General features: G+C 58.4%; 20 protein-coding genes. 7 read left to right on the top strand and 13 right to left on the bottom strand.

Features of this window, described 5'->3' with window-relative positions; translation table 11 throughout:
• Positions 1-77 precede the first annotated feature (77 nt).
• From lptB to BMY55_RS01135, 7 genes are all read right to left on the bottom strand, one after another.
• Positions 78-839 carry an LPS export ABC transporter ATP-binding protein gene (gene lptB, locus BMY55_RS01165; RefSeq protein WP_091427547.1) on the bottom strand — a complete coding sequence of 254 codons (762 nt, stop codon included), beginning with the start codon at positions 837-839 and terminating at the stop codon, positions 78-80.
• Positions 839-1,333: an LptA/OstA family protein gene (locus BMY55_RS01160; protein ID WP_091427545.1), complete on the bottom strand. Its 495-nt coding sequence runs from the start codon at positions 1,331-1,333 to the stop codon at positions 839-841. The genes lptB and BMY55_RS01160 overlap by 1 nt, the downstream gene beginning before the upstream one ends.
• On the bottom strand, positions 1,333-1,956 hold the full coding sequence (locus BMY55_RS01155) for an LPS export ABC transporter periplasmic protein LptC (protein ID WP_091427544.1): 624 nt from the start codon (positions 1,954-1,956) through the stop codon (positions 1,333-1,335). The genes BMY55_RS01160 and BMY55_RS01155 overlap by 1 nt, the downstream gene beginning before the upstream one ends.
• Positions 1,957-2,034: 78 nt before the next feature.
• On the bottom strand, positions 2,035-2,646 hold the full coding sequence (locus BMY55_RS01150; RefSeq protein WP_091427541.1) for a ribonuclease D: 612 nt from the start codon (positions 2,644-2,646) through the stop codon (positions 2,035-2,037).
• A 65-nt stretch (positions 2,647-2,711) separates the two neighbouring features.
• Positions 2,712-3,581 carry a dimethyl sulfoxide reductase anchor subunit family protein gene (locus BMY55_RS01145; protein ID WP_091427539.1) on the bottom strand — a complete coding sequence of 290 codons (870 nt, stop codon included), beginning with the start codon at positions 3,579-3,581 and terminating at the stop codon, positions 2,712-2,714.
• A 12-nt stretch (positions 3,582-3,593) separates the two neighbouring features.
• A complete protein-coding gene (locus BMY55_RS01140) occupies positions 3,594-4,325 on the bottom strand; it encodes a 4Fe-4S dicluster domain-containing protein (protein ID WP_091427537.1) in 732 nt (243 codons plus the stop codon).
• Positions 4,325-7,150, bottom strand: a complete 2,826-nt coding sequence (locus BMY55_RS01135; protein WP_091427535.1) for a molybdopterin-dependent oxidoreductase — start codon at positions 7,148-7,150, stop codon at positions 4,325-4,327. Before BMY55_RS01135 ends, BMY55_RS01140 begins: the two co-directional genes overlap by 1 nt.
• Before the next feature lie 213 nt (positions 7,151-7,363).
• On the opposite strand from BMY55_RS01135, the gene BMY55_RS01130 reads away from it, so the two are divergent.
• The 3 genes from BMY55_RS01130 to lpxK all read left to right on the top strand — a co-directional run bounded on the left by BMY55_RS01130 (position 7,364) and on the right by lpxK (position 10,649).
• A complete protein-coding gene (locus BMY55_RS01130) occupies positions 7,364-8,281 on the top strand; it encodes an alpha/beta hydrolase fold domain-containing protein (protein ID WP_091427533.1) in 918 nt (305 codons plus the stop codon).
• Between the two features lie 88 nt (positions 8,282-8,369).
• The gene (locus tag BMY55_RS01125; protein WP_091427532.1) at positions 8,370-9,644 is read left to right on the top strand and encodes a 3-deoxy-D-manno-octulosonic acid transferase; all 1,275 of its coding nucleotides are present in this window, start codon (positions 8,370-8,372) and stop codon (positions 9,642-9,644) included.
• Positions 9,645-9,653: 9 nt separating this feature from the next.
• Positions 9,654-10,649: a tetraacyldisaccharide 4'-kinase gene (lpxK, locus tag BMY55_RS01120; protein WP_091427530.1), complete on the top strand. Its 996-nt coding sequence runs from the start codon at positions 9,654-9,656 to the stop codon at positions 10,647-10,649.
• A gap of 27 nt (positions 10,650-10,676) precedes the next feature.
• Here lpxK and BMY55_RS01115 read toward each other — a convergent pair whose 3' ends face one another.
• Together BMY55_RS01115 and BMY55_RS01110 are read right to left on the bottom strand one after the other, a co-directional pair.
• Positions 10,677-11,336: a DsbA family protein gene (locus BMY55_RS01115; protein WP_091427528.1), complete on the bottom strand. Its 660-nt coding sequence runs from the start codon at positions 11,334-11,336 to the stop codon at positions 10,677-10,679.
• Between the two features lie 8 nt (positions 11,337-11,344).
• A complete protein-coding gene (locus BMY55_RS01110) occupies positions 11,345-11,866 on the bottom strand; it encodes a DUF721 domain-containing protein (protein ID WP_091427527.1) in 522 nt (173 codons plus the stop codon).
• Positions 11,867-11,947: 81 nt separating this feature from the next.
• Between BMY55_RS01110 and BMY55_RS01105 the strand changes: the two genes are divergently transcribed.
• Together BMY55_RS01105 and BMY55_RS01100 are read left to right on the top strand one after the other, a co-directional pair.
• A complete protein-coding gene (locus tag BMY55_RS01105; RefSeq protein ID WP_091427525.1) occupies positions 11,948-12,988 on the top strand; it encodes an A/G-specific adenine glycosylase in 1,041 nt (346 codons plus the stop codon).
• Between the two features lie 53 nt (positions 12,989-13,041).
• Positions 13,042-14,181 (top strand): alkane 1-monooxygenase, encoded by a 1,140-nt coding sequence (locus BMY55_RS01100; protein ID WP_091427523.1) that lies wholly within the window; start codon positions 13,042-13,044, stop codon positions 14,179-14,181.
• On the opposite strand, the gene BMY55_RS01095 is transcribed toward BMY55_RS01100, so the two are convergent.
• The 4 genes from BMY55_RS01095 to BMY55_RS16705 all read right to left on the bottom strand — a co-directional run bounded on the left by BMY55_RS01095 (position 14,178) and on the right by BMY55_RS16705 (position 17,426).
• Positions 14,178-14,801 (bottom strand): glutathione S-transferase, encoded by a 624-nt coding sequence (locus BMY55_RS01095; protein WP_091427522.1) that lies wholly within the window; start codon positions 14,799-14,801, stop codon positions 14,178-14,180. The two genes, BMY55_RS01100 and BMY55_RS01095, sit on opposite strands and share 4 nt — an antisense overlap.
• Positions 14,802-14,978: 177 nt before the next feature.
• A complete protein-coding gene (locus BMY55_RS01090; protein ID WP_091431906.1) occupies positions 14,979-16,079 on the bottom strand; it encodes a site-specific DNA-methyltransferase in 1,101 nt (366 codons plus the stop codon).
• A 112-nt stretch (positions 16,080-16,191) separates the two neighbouring features.
• Positions 16,192-16,929 carry a ribonuclease HII gene (locus BMY55_RS01085; RefSeq protein ID WP_407638986.1) on the bottom strand — a complete coding sequence of 246 codons (738 nt, stop codon included), beginning with the start codon at positions 16,927-16,929 and terminating at the stop codon, positions 16,192-16,194.
• 17 nt (positions 16,930-16,946) lie between these two features.
• Positions 16,947-17,426, bottom strand: a complete 480-nt coding sequence (locus BMY55_RS16705; protein ID WP_143064265.1) for a hypothetical protein — start codon at positions 17,424-17,426, stop codon at positions 16,947-16,949.
• Between the two features lie 153 nt (positions 17,427-17,579).
• Here BMY55_RS16705 and BMY55_RS01080 point away from each other — a divergent pair, with 153 nt between their 5' ends.
• Positions 17,580-17,867: a hypothetical protein gene (locus BMY55_RS01080; RefSeq protein ID WP_322787707.1), complete on the top strand. Its 288-nt coding sequence runs from the start codon at positions 17,580-17,582 to the stop codon at positions 17,865-17,867.
• Positions 17,839-18,543: a winged helix-turn-helix domain-containing protein gene (locus tag BMY55_RS01075; protein WP_091427519.1), complete on the top strand. Its 705-nt coding sequence runs from the start codon at positions 17,839-17,841 to the stop codon at positions 18,541-18,543. Before BMY55_RS01080 ends, BMY55_RS01075 begins: the two co-directional genes overlap by 29 nt.
• Positions 18,544-18,547: the final 4 nt, after the last annotated feature.

Raw genomic sequence — 18,547 nt, 5'->3', positions numbered from 1 at the left:
GGATCAGGTGGTCTTGCATTGTCATCATTTGGCGACGAGTCGAGGGGGCTTGTCAACCACATCAGACCCCGGCGTCCCTATTTGATCGAGAAATTCTGCCCCAGATATACACGCCGAACATTCTCATCCCGGATCACCTCATCGGTGGTGCCGCTCATCAAAACGTGGCCGTCATGCAGAATATAGGCGCGGTCCACGATTTCGAGCGTTTCGCGCACATTGTGATCGGTGATCAGCACGCCGATCCCGCGATCCTTAAGCTCGTGAACCAAGGACCTGATCTCGCCCACGGCAATCGGATCGACTCCGGCAAAGGGTTCGTCAAGCAACAGATACTTGGGATTCGATGCCAGCAGGCGCGCGATTTCGACGCGCCGTCGTTCGCCGCCGGACAGGGCCAGCGCTGGGGCGCGACGCAGGTGGCTGATGGAAAACTCGTTCAGCAATTCTTCCAGCCGTTCCCGCCGCTTGTGACGGTCAGGGGTCGAGATTTCCAGAATCGAAAGGATGTTATCCTCGACCGACATACCGCGAAAAATCGACATCTCTTGTGGAAGATAGCCGATGCCGTATTTCGCCCGGCGATACATCGGTAGAAGCGTCACGTCACGCCCGTCAATCAGAACCTGACCGGCTTCGGGCGTGATCAACCCGGCGATGGCATAAAACGTGGTCGTCTTGCCGCAGCCGTTCGGGCCTAGCAGCGCCACAACCTCGCCCCGGTGCAGCTCCAGATTCACTTCGCGGATGACGGGTTTTTTGCGATAGCTTTTGCGCAATCCGATGATCCGCAGACCGGCGTCGCCGTTTTCGACAGTCAGATCAGGTGTGTCTGACATCAATCCGCGCCCGTCTGAATGATTGATTTCACCCGTCCGTCCATCGTGCCGGTGCCAGACTGAAGGTTCACCGTCAGTTTTTCGGATGACAGCGCGTTTTGCCCTTGGGTCAGGATCACGCCACCGGTCATCACGATCACGCCGCTGGAAATCGTGTAAACCGCCTCGCGCGCTTCGGCGGCTTCGGCACCGTTCACCAGGGTGACACCATCCGAGGCCAACAGGCGCGATATCTCTCCGGTTGCATCGTCGCCGGTTGCATATTCGACCCTAACCTTGCCCGCAGACAGGCGCATGTCGCCCTGTCCGATCTGGACATTTCCGCTGAATGTGGCTGATCCGTCCGATTGATCGACCTGCAACTGATCTGCTGAAATCTCGACGGGAAGGGTGCTGTCATGTTTCAGACCGCCAAAGGCAACCTGGGCCTGCGCATGGGCCGCGATCGGCAAACCAAGCGCAAGCAAACAGGCCGCGATGCGTGCAGATCTCATCACTTGTAAGTCCCCTCTGTCTTGGGATCGTATATCAGCTTTACACCCCCTTTGAAAACAAGAAGATAGGTGTCGCTTCCCTCGCCTTCGCGGGTGATCTCTGCCAGTCCTGCGGTCAAATGCCCCATCGGGCCATCCGCTTCAACGGGGCCAAGGGTCTTGGCCGATGTTGCATCCATTGCGGTCGACAGCCCGCTGGTTGCGATGTGGTAATTCGTTGATGTCACCAACGTGACGCCGCCCGACAGGTCAACGATGTTCGAGCTGCCATTGATCACGGCTTTCGAGGCGTTGATGTCAACAGCCCCGCCATCCGGTGTTTCGATCCGGGCCGCCAACCCATCGGCGGTGAAGATGTTTGTCTGCTCCGGGTCAGGCACCGCGCTTTTGGCGGAAAACGTGATCGCTGCGCCATCCTCGGTCACGCTGGAAAACCGGGGGCTGTCGATGCGCTGTTCGCCGGTCAATTCTTCCAGATTGACGCGGGCATATGTCAGCGATGTGGTCGGATCGACGGACTTCGAGATCAGGAACATCGTCGACAACAACGCAAGTGCGCTGACCGGCAGAAGTATCTTCAGCCAGGCGATAAAGCGCGAATAACGGTTGTCGGACCGGAGCATGTGACCTCGGCTGTTCTGTCTTGTTCATATTTAGGCACCAACCGGCCCGATCCAAGGACAGGGCAGGCGATGGCCGCTCTAGTGCGCGAAAATGTCAATCTCGGGCCAGCCGGCAAGATCCAGCTGCGCACGCATTGGCAGGAAATCGAAACAGGCCTGTGCCATCTCGGTCCGGCTTTCACGGTCCAGACGCTGATTCAGTTCTTCGCGCAGGCGGTGCAGATACAGCACATCCGATGCAGCATAGTCCAATTGCGCGGCGGTCAGGTCTTCCGCGCCCCAGTCGCTCATCTGCTGTTGTTTGGAAATGTCGATCTTCAGAAGTTGCTCCAACAGGTTCTTCAACCCGTGGCGGTCGGTATAGGTGCGGATCAGTTTCGACGCGATCTTGGTGCAATAGACCGGGGCGGTGACGACGCCGAACGCGTTCAGCAGTGCCGCGATATCGAAGCGGCCGAAGTGAAACAGCTTCAAGATATCCGGGTCCGTCAACATCCGCTCCAGGTTCGGCGCGCTGGTCTGGCCCTTTTCGATCTGCACCAGATGCGCCTCGCCATCGCCAGATGACATCTGCACCACGCACAGCCGGTCGCGATGTGGGTTCAGGCCCATCGTCTCGCAGTCGATTGCAACGACCGGCCCAAGGTCCAGCCCATCGGGAAGGTCACGTTTGTATAGATGGTTGGCCATATCCGCCCTCATGCTCCGTTTTCCCTCTGATAGGCGCAGTGGGGATCGGGTTCAATGAAAAGGGATCATTTGCCGTGATATAGGCCCACAACATGCTCGGCTTCGGCGAAGAACAGCCAGCGCCCGATGATCGTGCCGAAAAGATGAAGGGCAAGCGCCAGAAAAGCGGTGATATGCCCAGAGGGTGTCAGCAGAAGGATCGCGGCGGGCAGCGCACCCGCCAAGACCAGAGCGATCCATCTGAGCTTCCGGGCATGTTTGCGGCCAACGCGGTATACCATCTCGTCCACAACATAGTTTCGCGCGGTGTGGCCGCTTTCCAGCAACCGAACTTCCCCCAGATGAACCAACCCGGTCGCATCACCGGTCGTTCCACGCGCGTTCGCCCGCTTGTCCCCGACCTGCCACGCGGCAAACAAGACAAGTGTCAGCGCAAGTAGCAGCCAGCCTGCGATCTTCACCTCACCCGCCAACAGTGCCCCGCCGCCCAGCGTATGCAGCAGGAACAGCACCGGAGTCAGCGGCTGGTTCCAGCGCGGAATAGTCTTGAGCTGGGCATAAATCATCGAAGTTGTGAAAACAGTGACCACTGCCAACATAGACCCTATTGCGCCAGATATCGCCATCTCTGCGCCAAGGAAGATGCGCGGAACGGCGACCAGCGCGAACAGGATAAGCGTGACGATCGCTGCGATACCTTCGCGACTCAGCCAACTTGTTCGCCATTGGCTAAGCGCATAGACCGCGTTCTTCTTGTTGCCCAAGTGGAAGGTCGATGCCAACAACCCGGCGCAGGACAGCGAATAGGCGATGAAGAAGAATGCGAACGCGGTCCCACCAGTGACATCCGGCACACCAAGGCCCAGCCAAAAGAACAGACCGAACCCAAGCCCGGACAGGGTGGTGAAGATAATGACGCTGGGGGCGGGGTGCATCCGTATCCTCCGTCAGAGCTTTTCGAGCGCTTTGTCAAGCCAACCCAGAAAGCCCTTCGGCTCGTCTGCGACGGAGTCCAGCGGGACGGTGTTCAGGGTGTCCCTGGCGCGCGGCGGCAGGTATTTGTTCACAGGTTTCGTGCCCAGATCCGGCATCAGGTCATAGCCACCGCGATCTGCCACCAGCTTCGACACATCGCTGTTCGGGTCGCCAAGATCGCCGAAATGTCGCGCGCCTGATGGACAAGTGCGCACGCAGGCGGGCACGCGGTCTTCTTCAGGCAAGTTCTCGTTGTATATCCGGTCCACGCACAAGGTGCATTTCTTCATGATGCCCGCCTCGCGATCCAGCTCGCGCGCGCCATAGGGACAAGCCCAGGCGCAGAGGCCGCAGCCGATGCAGCGATCTTCGTTGACCAGCACGATTCCGTCCTCGGATCGCTTGTAACTGGCACCGGTCGGACAGACGGTCACGCAAGGCGCGTCGTCGCAATGCAGGCAGGATCGTGGCATGTGAACGGTCTGTGCGGTGCGACCTTCGGCCTGCGCTTCATAGGAAAACACGCGGTTCAGGAATGTCCCGCCGGGGTCCGCGCCGTAAGGGTCCGTATCGGACAGCGGCGCGCCATAGTTTTGCGTGTTCCAGCCCTTGCATGCGGTCACGCACCCGTGGCATCCGACGCAGGTGTCCAGGTCGATCACCAGACCCAGTTTCTTATCGGTCGATTCTGGAAGAGCTGTCATCAGATTTTCCTTGCCACGACATTTGGCCCTTTGCCAACGGGCGAAGTGATGGGTGGATGTGCCGGCTGGCTTTCCGCTGGTTTAGGGTCTGTTTTCTCGATCTTCACACGCAGATCGAACCACGCCGCCTGCCCCGTCACCGGGTCAGAATTGGTCCAACGAAGCCCATCGCCTTTCGGCGGCTGCAATTCGTGAATCAGATGGTTTAACAGAAACCCTTCCGTCGCTTCCGTCGCATCATTATCCAAGGCCCAGGTGCCTTTGCGTTTACCTATGGCGTTCCAGGTCCAGACCGTCTTTGGGTTCAACGCCGCGTGATGGGCGACCGGCACGGTGATCGACCCATGCGCCGAGGTCACGGTGGCATAGTCGCCGTCCGCGAACCCGTGGTTCTGCCAAAGATCGGTCGGCAGATAGAGGAAATTCTTGCCTGTGATCTGTCTGAGCCATGCGTTTTGCGATCCCCATGAATGATACATATGCATCGGGCGCTGGGTCAGGGCATGAATTGGGAACTCATCCGGGTCGACATTCGCATCTTCAAACGGAGGATACCAGATCGGCAGTGGGTCCATCGTCTGCGCGATGCGGGCGCGCAGATGGTCGGGTGGTTGAATGTCGCCATGCCCTTCGGCGGCCAGTTGGAACTTGCGCATCGGTTCGACATAGAGGTTGAACACATAAGGTGCCTCTGCATCGAATATGCCACGGGCGACCGCCCATTGCTGATAGGCCTTGTTCCACGGTTTATAAAACCGCGCTTCCTCGGGAATGTGATCGACCCAGAAGCCGCCATTTTCAATGTATCGGTCGATTTGGGCGGGATTAGGCTCTCCTCGCCCCCTGCCCTCGCCATCTTTTCCGCGCCATCCGGCCAGCGGGCCGACGCCCGGACGCCGTTCGTGATTCACCAGATAATCGGCGTAGTCGTTGAATTTCGGCGAGCCGTCGTTCGCGACGAAACCGGGCAAACCCAGCTTGGCCCCCAGTTGGATCAACACGGTCTGGAACCCACGCACATCACGATCCGGCTCGACCACTGGCCAGCGGATCGCATCGGCCGCGCCGTCCGCCTCGCAAATCGGACGGTCCAGCAGGCTGATACAATCGTGACGCTCCAGATAGGTCGTGTCGGGCAGGATCAGGTCGGCATAGGCCACCATTTCCGAACTGTAGGCATCGGAATAGATGATATGCGGGATCACATAGTCACCGTTTTCGTCCGTGTCGGTGAGCATTCCCATCACCTCGGACGAGTTCATCGACGAGTTCCACGCCATGTTGGCCATATACATGAACAGCGTGTCGATCTTGTAAGGGTCGCCCGCATGGGCGTTTGAAATCACCATATGCATCAGCCCATGTGCCGACATCGGATTTTCCCATGTGAACGCCTTGTCGATGCGCTTGGCGTTGCCCTCACTGTCGAGCAGCAGATGCTCCGGCCCCAATGGATAACCAAGATGGGGTCCGTCCAGTGGTTGGCCGGGCGTGACCCCCGCATGGGGTTTCGGGTGCGCTTCGGGTGGTTTGGGATAGGGCGGCTTGAACCGGAACCCGCCCGGCACCTCGACCGAGCCGAGCAGGATTTGCAGCATATGCAACGCGCGACAGGTTTGAAAACCATTGGAATGCGCCGAGATGCCGCGCATCGCATGGAAGCTGACCGGCCGTCCGATCATCTTGTCATGCTTTTGGCCCTTCCAGTCGGTCCACGGCTGGTCCAGCACGATCTCTTCCTCGAAGGCAACCCGCGCCAGCTCCGCGGCGATCGACCTGATACGGTCGGCGGGAATGCCGGTCTGATGGGCCACGGCGTCGGGCGCATATACGTCGGACAGATAGCGGTCTGCCAGCAATTGGAACACGGGCCGGTGCGAGATTCCGGCATGTCGATAGTTTGCCGCCAGATCGGGCATCACGCCGGGTGTGTCGTAATCCGCCAACTTTCCGGTCGCACGACACATAACCTGTGGCTTGCCATTCTCGCCACGCAGGAACAGGCCGTTTTCTGGTGAGTTAGGCTCTTCATTGACGATAAAGCCCGCGTTGGTATAGCGCGACAGATAGGCAAGATCGACCTTACCCGCGCGCAAAAGTTCGTGGACCAGCGCCAGAATGAAAAGCCCGTCGGTGCCCGGCGTGATGCCCACCCAGTCATCCGCAATCGCGTTATAACCTGACCGGATCGGGTTCACGCCGATGATCCGTGCGCCACGTTCCTTCAGCTTCCCCAAACCAATCTTGATCGGGTTTGAATCGTGATCTTCTGCCACGCCAAACAGCATGAACAGCTTTGTTCGGTCCCAGTCCGGTTGCCCGAACTCCCAAAAAGCGCCGCCTATCGTATAGATGCCAGCCGCAGCCATGTTGACCGAACAAAACCCGCCATGCGCTGCGTAATTCGGAGTGCCATAGGCTTGTGCGAACCAAGACGTGAAACTTTGACTCTGATCGCGGCCGGTGAAGAACGCCATACGTTTCGGGTCTGTGTCTCGTAATGGGGCAAGCCAACCGGCGGCAATCTCCAGCGCCTCGTCCCAGGTGATCTCCTCAAACTCGCCTGACCCGCGCCGTCCCACACGTTTCAGGGGCGCGCGCAGTCGTGACGGGGCATAGTGCTGCATGATCCCAGCCGAGCCCTTGCCGCACAAAACGCCTTTGTTGACAGGATGGTCGCGATTGCCCTCGATATAGGCCACCTGACCGCCCTTCATATGCACGTTAATCCCGCAACGGCAGGCGCACATGTAACACGTCGTCTTGCGCAACTCGTCCGATACGGGTGGCGAGGTGTCAATCTGAAGGTGTTCCGGTTTCGTCATTTACCTGTTCGCCCTGTCGCAAGGTCTTTTTGTTGAAGACAATTTGGTGCGGCGAAACAAGATGTTTGCGCGCAAATTGTAGTTCCAAGAACCAAACAGTCAGGCCAGCTCACCGGTAGGTCCAGATCGCGATGGGTTTATGGCCAGACAGCGGCCCGATTAACGTCCAGTGGTTCCTTGTCAGCTTAGATGCAGAAGCGTAGCTTTCCAGCCATGGATTACAACACGCTTATCGACGCTGAAACATGGGCTTTCATACGCGGAACGGAAGACCATTATCCTCCGGACATGATCTCTGCGGATGTTGCCACGCAGCGGGAAATCTACAACCGTATGTGCCGTGCGTTTTTCACCGGCTATCCAGAAGGTGTGACGGCACGAGATGATCGTGTCGGAACCATCCCTTTGCGTATCTATGAATGTGGATCCCATGGCGTCACCCTGATCTATTTTCATGGCGGGGGTTTCGTGGTCGGTGGGCTGGACAGCCATGATGATGTCTGCGCCGAGATATGCGTGCGCTCTGGTGTTCGGGTCGTCAGCGTCGACTATCGCCTTTGCCCTGAACACCCGCATCCAGCAGCGTTTCAGGACGCTCGGGACGCAACGCAATATGTGGCTCTAACTTGGGCTGGATCGCATATTCTTGCCGGGGACAGTGCCGGCGGCAACCTGGCGGCCGCAGTGGCTCATGCAAGCCGTGGGACGCTGCATTTTTCCGGACAAGTTCTGATTTATCCGGGTTTGGGTGGCGACATGATGCGCGGGTCGTATCGTGATCATGCTCAGGCGCCGATGCTGACATTGGACGATTTGAAATTCTATCAATCGATGCGTTTTGACAGGGCAATGCCGCAAAACGACCCAACCGCCACACCGCTTGCGGATAAGGATTTCACGGGCCTGCCGCCAACTGTGATTTTCTCTGCCGAATGTGATCCATTGGCGGATGACGGTCGCGACTATCGTGACGCGATCCTAGCCGCAGGCGGTCAGGCCGTTTGGATCAACGAGACCGGGTTGGTGCATGGATATCTGCGCGCGCGTCACAGCGTTCAGCGTGCGCGCGCCAGTTTCGATCGTATCGTCGCCGCAACAAAGATGCTCGCAACGGGCGAATGGCGCGAGTGACGCTTCCCTCATTGCCGAATATGCCATAATCTAAGGTCATAATAATGCGAGCGGACAACGCATCGCGGAATGAGGAAGTGCAGTAAGAATGCCGCCCATTGGGATTTCACTGTTCCGGGGCCTGCAAAACATGCAGGGCGCTGCGGGGCTTGAGCGTCGTTTGCGGCGCGGTGTCGAGGACGGCACGGAACACCCCACGCGTGGGGCGGAACGGTTGGGGCGTGGGCTTGCCAGGCGACCAGATGGTGCGCTGGCCTGGATTCATCTGAAAAACTCGGATGGGTTAGAGAAGGTTCTGGGGCTTGTGCAGCATTTCCAGGCCGATCACGAAGATCTGACAATCCTGATTACCACGACCCACCATGATGGCACCCCGCCGAACGGGTCCAGCTTTGTCCATCAATATGCGCCCTACTCGGCCAATGCGCCTGTCACGGCATTTCTGGAACACTGGCGGCCGGATGTGCTGCTATGGATGGATGACAAGCTGGATGTGACGTTGCTGCCGGCCGTTTTCGACCGCAAGATTCCCGCACATTGGGTCAATGCACATGTCCCGAAAGAAGTGCAAAGCCAATGGCGCTGGTTGCCCGGCTCGATCAAGTCGTTGATGAATGGATTCGACACGATTATGGCGGAAAATGACACCGCAGCGCGTGAACTGCGTAGGTTCGGTGCGTCCAAGGATCGCATCGTGACATCGGGTCCGTTGCAGATTCAGGTGGTCCCTCCCAGCTGCAATATGTCCGAACGGGATGCGATCGCCGCGACATTGGCGGCGCGCCCGGTATGGCTTGCTTCCGGAGTGTGTGAGATTGAGGAGCAAGCGTTGTTGGACGCGCACAAGCAACTCGTGCGCAAATCGCATCGGCTCTTGCTGATCATCGAGCCGCGCGAAGCAGAGCGTGGCCCCGAACTGGCCGCCGAGCTTGAGGCGGATGGCTGGGGTGTTGCCTGCCGGTCGCGCGACGAAGATCCCACCCCGGATATCCAGGTGTTCATCGCAGATCAGGCAGGAGAGTCCGGTCTGTGGATGCACCTTGCGCCGATCACCTATGCGGGTGGAAGCATGGGCGTGGGTACCGATCTGAACCCCCTTCAGCCCGCTGCATTGGGGTCAGTCGTCCTGTTTGGCCCGAACGTGAATGGGTTCTTCGAATCCTATCGACGGCTTGAACGCGCGGGGGCTGCGACCAAGATCAGTGACGGAAACAGCCTGACCAAAGCGGTCGAGCATTTGTTGTCCCCCGAGGAAGCTGCCAATATGGCGATGGCAGCTTGGGATGTGACCACCAGCGGAGCCGAGGTCAGCGACCTCTTGCGTGGTAAGCTGACCGACGCGCTGGAAATGCGCCGCACCTAGGGGGTTGCAATGAAGACACCCCGGTTCTGGTTCACATCACCGTCACAACCTGATTGGCGCGCGCGCATTCTTGCACCGCTTGGTTGGATCTATGCCGCAGCAACCGCGCGGCGCGTGGCTTTGAAGGATGGGTATCGTGCGCAAGTTCCAGTGATCTGTATCGGCAATATCAACGCAGGCGGTACAGGCAAGACGCCGACCACGATTGCTCTGGCGCAGCGTTTGATGGTGCGCGGTCTTGATGTGCACGTCGTCTCGCGCGGGCACAAAGGCACGGTCGAAGGCCCAGTTCTGGTGGAAGAACGAACTTACACTGCCGCAGATGTTGGCGACGAACCCCTTTTGATGGCCGCATTCACCAAGGTTTGGGTCGCGCGCGACCGGGCGGCGGGTGTGAAGGCTGCCGAAGCCGCCGGGGCCGATGTGATCCTGATGGACGATGGGTTTCAGAACCCGTCTGTTCAGAAAACCCTGTCGATTGTTGTGGTCGACGCAGTGAAAGGTTTCGGCAATGCGCGCTGCATCCCGGCCGGTCCGCTGCGTGAATCCGTTTGGGCAGGACTGCGCCGCGCTGACCTGCTGTTGTCGATCGGTCCCGACGGGGCACAGAAGCGGTTTTTGCAAGAGTGGAAAGACGCAATCCCTTGCCCGCATGCCATGGGTCAGCTTGTGCCGCTTCAGACCGGCATGGACTGGCAGGGAATGAAGGTGCTGGCCTTTGCCGGGATCGGCCTGCCCGAGAAGTTCTTTGGCACCGTCAGGAACCTGGGCGCAGATCTTGTCAGAGCCGAGTCGCTGGCGGATCACCAGCCATTGACCGATGCGTTGATGAAACGGCTACAGATCGAAGCGACGGCACTGGGCGCCCAGCTTGTCACCACCGAAAAGGACGCGGTGCGCCTGCCCGCCGCGTTCAAACGGCAGGTGCTCACCGTGCCCGTGCGGCTGAAGCTGTCGGACTGGTCGACAGTTGATGTCGAATTGAAGCGAATTGGGCTGGGCTAGAGCCTGTATCAACCCTAGCCCGCGCCGTCAGCTTTCCAGTTTTTCGTCGATCAGCTTGGCGAAGTCGTCATAAGACATGTTGGGATAGGTTTCGCCGTCGATCACAAAGGATGGAGTCGAGTTGATCTCGTCCGCAGCGGCATTTTTCTGGTATGCAGCCACCATGCTTTGCACCATTGCTTCGTCTTGCAGGCAGGCATCCATCTGTTCGTCATTCATCCCGGCGGTGCGGCCGATCTTGCGGAGGTTATCCAGAATGTTGCCGGGGTCGCCATCGCCAATCCACTCTTTCTGTCCCGAGTAGAGCAGATCTGTCATGCCGAAATACCGCGATTCCCCACCGCAGCGGGCGATCATAGCCGCCCACAGGCCAAAGCGGTCAAAATATACCTCGCGATAAACGAATTTTATCTTGCCGGTGTCGATGTAGTTTTTCTTCAGATCCTTAAAGACATTTTCATGGAAGTTGGCGCAATGCGGGCAGGTGAAGGATGCATATTCGATCACCGTCAGCGGCGCGTTCTCGTCCCCCATGACCATATCAGGGGCCAGTTCAATTTCGGTGTTTGCGTCTTGCGCCTCGGCGATGGAAACGCCGGGGAACGAACCGTTGTTCTGGCTCATATAATATGCACCACCGCCAATCAGCAGAACTGCGGCAAGCAGGAAGGAGTGGAATCGGATCATGATAAGTGTCAGCCTCTATCGTGTTTTTGTTTCATCAGCACATTACGTGCGAGCGTTTCAAGCGCTTCGCGCAAGCCTGCGTCAGTGACATCTTCCGTCACCTCGGCTGCGCGGGTGCAGGTTGTCTCGTCGATCACCGGTGCCTTTTTCGGTGCCGGGGTGAATTGCGCCTGTCCTTCGGAAAAGCCAGTCGGAGCGGTCTGGGTGATCCTTACCCGCGCGATGGCGTTATATCCATAGACCGCGTTGACCTTTTCGCGCAGTTGCTCTTTCTGCATTTCCAGCATCGGCGCCTGCGCGCCGGTGGTCAGCACGGTCAGGGTCGCCCCCATGCCGCCCCGGGCATAAGACACCTCGACAGGTTTTGCGATGGCGGCAATGTCTTCGCCGACGATCTCGGCCCAATGTGTCAGCACACGCGTTACCGCAAAGCCACGCGCTTCGCCCGTCTTGCGAATGCGCGTCGATAGCAGGCTTGATGTCCGCTCAAAGCCCTTTCTGCGGCGTTGTTTGTTCTTCGGTTGACTCACGTCTGGCACATCCCGGTTTTGCCCCTATTCTATGCGGTTGAGGATGCTATGCCAGTGCAAAGCAATGATAGGGAATAACACTTGTGTATCGCACCACAGCCCGCCGACCTTTTGGCCTGGTATGACCGCCATGCCCGCGATCTGCCCTGGCGTGTCGGCCCCTTCGATCGAGCAGCCGGCGTTGTGCCGGACCCCTATGCCGTATGGCTGTCCGAAATCATGTTGCAACAGACAACTGTGGCGGCCGTCAGAGACTATTTCACCCGATTCATGGACTTGTGGCCGACGGTCGAGGATCTGGCCACCGCAGAAGACGACCGTGTCATGGGCGAATGGGCGGGGCTTGGATACTACGCCCGCGCACGCAACTTGCTGAAATGCGCGCGCGTGGTCACGCAGATGGGCGGATTTCCCCGGACCCGCTCGGCGCTTGAGGATTTGCCGGGTGTCGGCCCCTATACGTCAGCTGCGATTGCTGCGATCGCCTATGATCTGCCGGAAACGGTGGTGGACGGAAATGTTGAACGCGTCATGGCGCGGGTGTTTCAGATCGAAACGCCGCTGCCAGACGCCAAGCCCGAAATGAAGCAGCGCGCCGCCAGCCTGACGCCCAGTGCGCGGCCCGGTGATTATGCGCAAGCCGTGATGGATCTGGGGGCCACGATCTGCACACCCAAGTCGCCCGCTTGCGGGATTTGCCCATGGATCAGAAATTGCCGCGCCCGCAGGGCAGGGGTGCAGGTCTCGCTGCCCGCCCGCAAACCGAAAACCCCCAAACCCACGCGATACGGCATCGCCTATCTAGCGCGGCGCGCGGATGGGGCGTGGCTGGTCGAACGTCGCCCTGAAAAGGGACTGCTGGGCGGGATGCTGGGCTGGCCGGGGGCTGCGTGGGGCGACACGGCAATTGAAGCAGAGCCCTTGCAGGCAGATTGGTGCGATCCGGGTGTCGAAGTGCGCCACACCTTTACGCACTTTCATCTAATTCTGTCGCTGCGCCTGGCCACGGTTTCCAACGCCGCACAGGCATCGGTTGGCCAGTTTCAGAAGATACGACCCACCGAACTGCCCACCGTGATGCGCAAGGCCTTTGACGTGGCGAAAGCCGCGTTGCCGGATTGAGCCGCACAGGTGCTGGGGCTATACATTTGATTGGAACAGATAAGGACATCGCCATGGTTCCAGCTTCGACAGTATCCCGGGTGCGAAATGCAGCACCCTTCGGGGTTTCGCTCTTGTTGCCCATTTTGGTCTGCATCGCGGCTGTGAAGGGCGGGTGGTATGTGCTTTTGCCGCCTTTGGGGACATGGTGGCTTTACGCGCTTCTCGACGCGGCGATCGGACGATACACTGACAATGCAGACCCTAACACGGCTGAAAAAGACCTTTTCTGGTATCGACTGATCACGCTGATCTGGTTTCCGATTCAGTTCGTGATGATCTTTGGGATGGTCTGGTATGTCACCGGCGCGGACCACCTGTCGCTGCTTGAAAAATTCCTGGTGTTCTTCGGCGTGGGCGTTCTGTCGGGCTCGGTTGGGATCGTGTATGCCCATGAACTGATGCACCAATCCAACCGGTTGGAGCGGTGGTTGGCCGATCTGTTGCTGGCCACTGTGCTCTACAGCCATTTCCGCACCGAACACCTGTTGGTTCATCACCCCTATGTCGGCACCACCCGCGATGCCGTGACGGCGCGATACAACGAAGGCTTTCACCGCTATTTCCTGCGCGTGCTGCATGAAACGCCTGTGTCGGCATGGAAGGCGGAAAAAGCGATGCTGGCGCGCAGGGGTTTGTCGGTCATGGACGGGTCGAACCCGTTTTGGCGCTATGGGGCCTTGCAACTGACGGCGTGTATTCTGGCTGTGCTGATTGGCGGCTGGCTTGGTCTGGCACTTTTTGCCTTTCAGGGCTTCATCGCCATCTGGCAGTTGGAGCTGACCAATTATGTCGAGCATTACGGCCTGACCCGCAAACATCTGGGCGATGGAAAATATGAAAGTGTGATGCCGCATCACAGCTGGAACGCCGATCACCGCGCGTCGAATTGGCTGTTGATCAACCTGCAACGCCATTCCGATCATCACTATAAACCCGCGCGGCGATTTCCGTTGTTGCAGACCTATCCCGACAGTGACGCGCCACAACTGCCCTTTGGCTATCCGGTGATGACCGTCGCCGCATTGATCCCGCCGGTGTGGCGGCGCGTGATGAACCCGCGTGTGCGGGCCTGGCGCAAGCTGCATTACCCCGAGATCACGGATTGGAGCGCCTACAAGGCCGGAACCCTGCCGCCGCCGGGGGTCCGTTAGCGGAAGACTGTTGGTGTGTCACCGGTCTGCCATGGAGGGTATTTCTGCATGACGTCCGCAAGGCGGTCGCTGGCCAAAAACGTCTCTAGCCATGCGGAAATGCGCGGTGTTGCCTGGGTGTCGAAGCGCGGCTTGTCAATCATTGCGAACTGACGGACGAAGGGCAGGGTGGCGAAATCGGCCAGAGTTGGGGTGCGCCCATATAGCCAACCATTGGCCAGTTGCGCCTCAAGCCCGGTCAGCATCGCCATGGCCTCGGCGCGTGTAACCTCGGGGTCGCTGTCGGGGTGGCGCACGGCGTATTTCGTAAGATCAAGCGCGCGTTTGAACGGGCCGTCAAATGATTCGATCAGGTCAAACCCGGCGTCCGGCATGTCGCACAGCCCCTCGGGATCGTTCTGCGCCAAGGCCCAGCGCATGATGTCGTAGCTTTCATCCAGCACACCCTTAGCCGTCACCAGACACGGCACGGTCGCCGTGGGTGAGGCGTCGAGAAACGCTTGTGGCTTGTCGCGCAACAGGATCTCGCGCAGTTCGACTTGCACACCGCTGCTGGCAATCGCAAGCCGCGCGCGGATCGCATAGGGGCAACGGCGGAAGGAATAAAGGATCGGTAACATGGTCTATTCCTGCCTGATCCGACACAAGAGGTGCAAGTGGGCAACCCTGTGCAGATCAAAAAAAACCCCACCCTTTGCAGGGTGGGGTCAGTTAAAGTGCCATGGAACAGACCACAGGCACCGGCGGTACACCGTGTTGCAGGCGCATGTATCTGCGTTCTGCAAAAATCGGGAAGGCTAGTTCATCTCTGCGCGGATTTGCTGGCGCAGCAGGTCAATCGGGACGTTCTTGCCGTCTTGCTTGAAGAACCAATAGGTCCAACCATTGCAGCTTGGCGCGCTTTCCAGTGCCGCGCCGACCTGGTGGATCGAGCCGCGCGCGTCGCCAGAGATCAGCGTGCCATCGGCGCGCACCTTGGCGGTTTGGCCACGGGGGCTGGTCAGCACCTCACCGGGGCGCAACATGCCGCGTTCGACCAGTTGGCCGAAGGGCACGCGTGGTTCGGCGCGTTTTGACGGTGTGGTGATCAACGCCTCTTTGTCGAACTTGCGGATTTTCGAAATACGTTTCTCAGCCACTTTGCGATAGGCTTCTTCGCGCTCGATCCCGATGAAATCGCGGCCCAACATCTTGGCCACGGCCCCGGTGGTGCCGGTGCCGAAGAACGGATCAAGGATGACGTCGCCAGGATTGGTCGATCCGACCAGAACACGATGCAGAAGCGATTCCGGTTTCTGGGTCGGGTGGGCCTTGTCACCGTTTTCGTCTTTCAGGCGCTCATGGCCGGTGCAGATCGGCAGAACCCAGTCTGACCGCATTTGAATGCCTTCGTTCAACGCCTTGAGCGCTTCATAGTTGAACGTGTATTTCGCGCCCTCGGATTTCGAAGCCCAGATCATCGTTTCATGCGCATTGGTGAAACGCTTGCCGCGGAAATTCGGCATCGGATTCGACTTGCGCCAGACCACATCATTCAGGATCCAATAGCCTTGGTTCTGAAGCTCGGCGCCCATGCGAAAGACGTTGTGATATGAACCGATCACCCAGATCGCACCATCCGGTTTCAGGATGCGGCGCGCGGCTTTCAGCCAGGCGCGGGTGAACTGGTCATAGGCCTTGAAGCTGTCGAACTGGTCCCAATCATCGTCGACCGCATCGACCTTGGAGTTGTCGGGTCGATGAAGATCGCCTTTTAACTGCAAATTATAGGGCGGGTCGGCAAAAATAAGATCGACTGAGTTTTCCGGCAGACTGTTCATCACCTTGATGCAGTCACCGTCAATAATCTGGTTCAGCGGCAGATCGACAGCCGCTTTTGTTGTGGTTTTCGTTTTCATTTCTGCCTCATGTACCCGGCGCATTTTGCGCTTATCGGTGGCGCATTTTTGCGCTCGTTTTGATGTGGTCAGCATGAGTCAAAGGCGATTCGCCGTCAAATTCTTTTTTGAATCAGTCACTTACATTTTCTTGTTGATACAAGATATTGTGCACCGGCTTAAACGAACGTCTATGGTGTGGGGTCACACCAAGATTTTGAAGCGCCAACCTGTGGCTTTTTGACGGGTATCCCGCGTTCGTCTCCCACCCATAGCCGGGAAACTGTTGCGCCAAATCCACCATGATCCGGTCGCGGGTGATTTTGGCGATGATCGAGGCGGCGGAAATCGACACCGACCGGGCATCGCCTTTGATGATGGTCTCGGATGGCAGGGTCAAACCGCGCGGTGTCATGTTGCCGTCGATCAGCACGTGGTCGGGCGGGGTTGCCAGCCCTGCCACCGCTCGTTCCATCGCCAGATGGCTGGCGCGCAGGATGTTCAGTTCATCAATCTCGTCCACGGTCGCGTGGGCAATTGATACGTCAGCGCATGAGAGGATGATGTCAAACAGACCTTCACGCTTCTTGGAAGTCAAAACCTTGGAATCATTCAACCCGTCGGGAATGTTTGAGGGGTCCAGCACGACCGCCGCCGCCGTGACCGGCCCAGCCAAGGGTCCGCGACCGACCTCGTCCACACCGGCGATCCGCGCAAAGCCGCGCGTCATCGCCGCTGTTTCGAATGTGTAATCGGGAACGAGCTTGGTCATGTCCCTGCGTCGCCGATCGCTGGCCCGCCCGCAAGCAAAAAAAGCGAGAGCCGAAGCTCTCGCAAGTTTGGCGGTGCGATGGGTTAGGGGACGCCGCACCGCTGCTCGATGTTGGGTTAATAGGTGGTCTTCGTGCGGTATCCGCGATTGTTCAGGCATCCGCTGCGATACACTTTTCGAGCGACATAAATGCCATTCTTGTTGCGCGCGACGATCGTGTCCCGACAAGCGCGCGGAAGATCAGATGCATATGAGAAGTTCCGCTTCAGGCACCGCGGAGCAAAGAATTTCTGTTTGCCCTGCTGCGTTCGATAAGTGCGCAAGCAATTGGCAGGCAGTTGCAGATGATCCGGCACGCGGCGTACACGTTTATGCGGACGACTGGGTTTGTCCTTGTCCTCTTTCCAGTTCTTCTGACTGGATAGCAATGCACCCACAGTTGCCAGACCAAGCAATATTCCAATCACCGTTGTCGCATCCTGGCTGTCTGATCGCGAACCGTAATTGTCAGCAGAAACGGGGGCGACCGATAAGGCCAAAGCAAGTGTGGCACTAAGCGCGAGCTTCAAAGGCGAGGTTGTCAAATGGCGTTTCATCTTGTGTCCTTTCGGCAATGCATCCTTGGGGACGCGTGGCAGATGAACCGATGGTGGAGCCGTGGGCAAAGGTCAGGCAATAACGCCTCATTGTTATGACCTATCAATGCGTTTGATATTGAATATCCCGCGCGTGGATCGCATGGTTTGAACATGATGAAACATATCCTTCTTGCCCTTGCGCTTTCTGCCTATGCTCTGCCGTCTCAGGCCGGGTGTTATGCTGATTACAAAGCGAAACAGGACGACCCGCTCAGGCTACACTACGGCGTGATCGAGCTGTCGGATGCCGCGTGCAACAACCGACAGGTGGCCATGCGACAGGTGCGGCAAAGCCTTGAAAACGAGGGGTGGCTGCTTTTGAAGATTCAGTCCATCTTCGACGAGTCAGGTCTTACCGAAAGGAAAGAAAGTGCCGGAGAGTTCTTCCTTCGCTTCTGATGCGCGACGGGTGTCGAACCGGGTGGTCGTGGCGGGGATTGCCGCGATTGTCGGGATACTTCTGATCGCCGCCATCGTGTTGTTCATGACACTGCCAGACGCCAATGCGTTCAACGCACGGGTCGAGCGGATATTTGTCGAAAATGACGGCCTGACCTCGGGGGCAGAGATAAAGCTCTTGGAAATTCTGGCCCAATCAGGCACCGCGTTTGCCGACACGCTGACCAGCTATCGCATGGTGATCTTCGTGCTTCTGGTGTTCGCCACCGCGCTGCTGGTGGCTGCGTTGGTGTTTCTGTTGACCATCATCGGCTTGAACCGGCGTATGGGCGAGATTGAGCGGGCGGGCATCCAGGTCAACTCGCTGCTGATCAGCCGCGAGGAACGGACGGTCTATCTGAACAACATGGAATTTTCCCTGACCGAAGCCGCGATCGAAACCCTGTCGGCCCTTGCTGAGGCGCGGATGGACGAAGAGGTTTTGTCGGGGTCCGAACTTGAGGGGTTGATTTCCGGTCGCGACCCCGCCGACTGCGACGAGGCGGCAGGCGCCACCCGGATCAAACGCCTGCGCGATGCGCTGGGCAATCAGATGATGAGCGAACTGCTGGTCAAAACCATCGCCCGCCGCGGTTACATGCTGTCGATCGACAAGGATGTGATCCGAATGATCTGAGGGG

It is taken from the genome of Aliiroseovarius sediminilitoris (assembly GCF_900109955.1).
GTDB lineage: Bacteria > Pseudomonadota > Alphaproteobacteria > Rhodobacterales > Rhodobacteraceae > Aliiroseovarius > Aliiroseovarius sediminilitoris.
The sequence above is the reverse complement of the archived record's forward strand: the minus strand, read 5'-3'. Positions and strand labels throughout refer to the sequence as shown.

Bases quoted from the DNA above. Each gene is read 5' to 3' on its own strand.
- lptB (WP_091427547.1), bottom strand. From the start codon at position 839: ATGTCAGACACACCTGATCTGACTGTCGAAAACGGCGACGCCGGTCTG.
- BMY55_RS01160 (WP_091427545.1), bottom strand. From the start codon at position 1,333: ATGAGATCTGCACGCATCGCGGCCTGTTTGCTTGCGCTTGGTTTGCCG.
- BMY55_RS01155 (WP_091427544.1), bottom strand. From the start codon at position 1,956: ATGCTCCGGTCCGACAACCGTTATTCGCGCTTTATCGCCTGGCTGAAG.
- BMY55_RS01150 (WP_091427541.1), bottom strand. From the start codon at position 2,646: ATGGCCAACCATCTATACAAACGTGACCTTCCCGATGGGCTGGACCTT.
- BMY55_RS01145 (WP_091427539.1), bottom strand. From the start codon at position 3,581: ATGCACCCCGCCCCCAGCGTCATTATCTTCACCACCCTGTCCGGGCTT.
- BMY55_RS01140 (WP_091427537.1), bottom strand. From the start codon at position 4,325: ATGACAGCTCTTCCAGAATCGACCGATAAGAAACTGGGTCTGGTGATC.
- BMY55_RS01135 (WP_091427535.1), bottom strand. From the start codon at position 7,150: ATGACGAAACCGGAACACCTTCAGATTGACACCTCGCCACCCGTATCG.
- BMY55_RS01130 (WP_091427533.1), top strand. From the start codon at position 7,364: ATGGATTACAACACGCTTATCGACGCTGAAACATGGGCTTTCATACGC.
- BMY55_RS01125 (WP_091427532.1), top strand. From the start codon at position 8,370: ATGCCGCCCATTGGGATTTCACTGTTCCGGGGCCTGCAAAACATGCAG.
- lpxK (WP_091427530.1), top strand. From the start codon at position 9,654: ATGAAGACACCCCGGTTCTGGTTCACATCACCGTCACAACCTGATTGG.
- BMY55_RS01115 (WP_091427528.1), bottom strand. From the start codon at position 11,336: ATGATCCGATTCCACTCCTTCCTGCTTGCCGCAGTTCTGCTGATTGGC.
- BMY55_RS01100 (WP_091427523.1), top strand. From the start codon at position 13,042: ATGGTTCCAGCTTCGACAGTATCCCGGGTGCGAAATGCAGCACCCTTC.
- BMY55_RS01095 (WP_091427522.1), bottom strand. From the start codon at position 14,801: ATGTTACCGATCCTTTATTCCTTCCGCCGTTGCCCCTATGCGATCCGC.
- BMY55_RS01090 (WP_091431906.1), bottom strand. From the start codon at position 16,079: ATGAAAACGAAAACCACAACAAAAGCGGCTGTCGATCTGCCGCTGAAC.
- BMY55_RS16705 (WP_143064265.1), bottom strand. From the start codon at position 17,426: ATGAAACGCCATTTGACAACCTCGCCTTTGAAGCTCGCGCTTAGTGCC.
- BMY55_RS01080 (WP_322787707.1), top strand. From the start codon at position 17,580: ATGATGAAACATATCCTTCTTGCCCTTGCGCTTTCTGCCTATGCTCTG.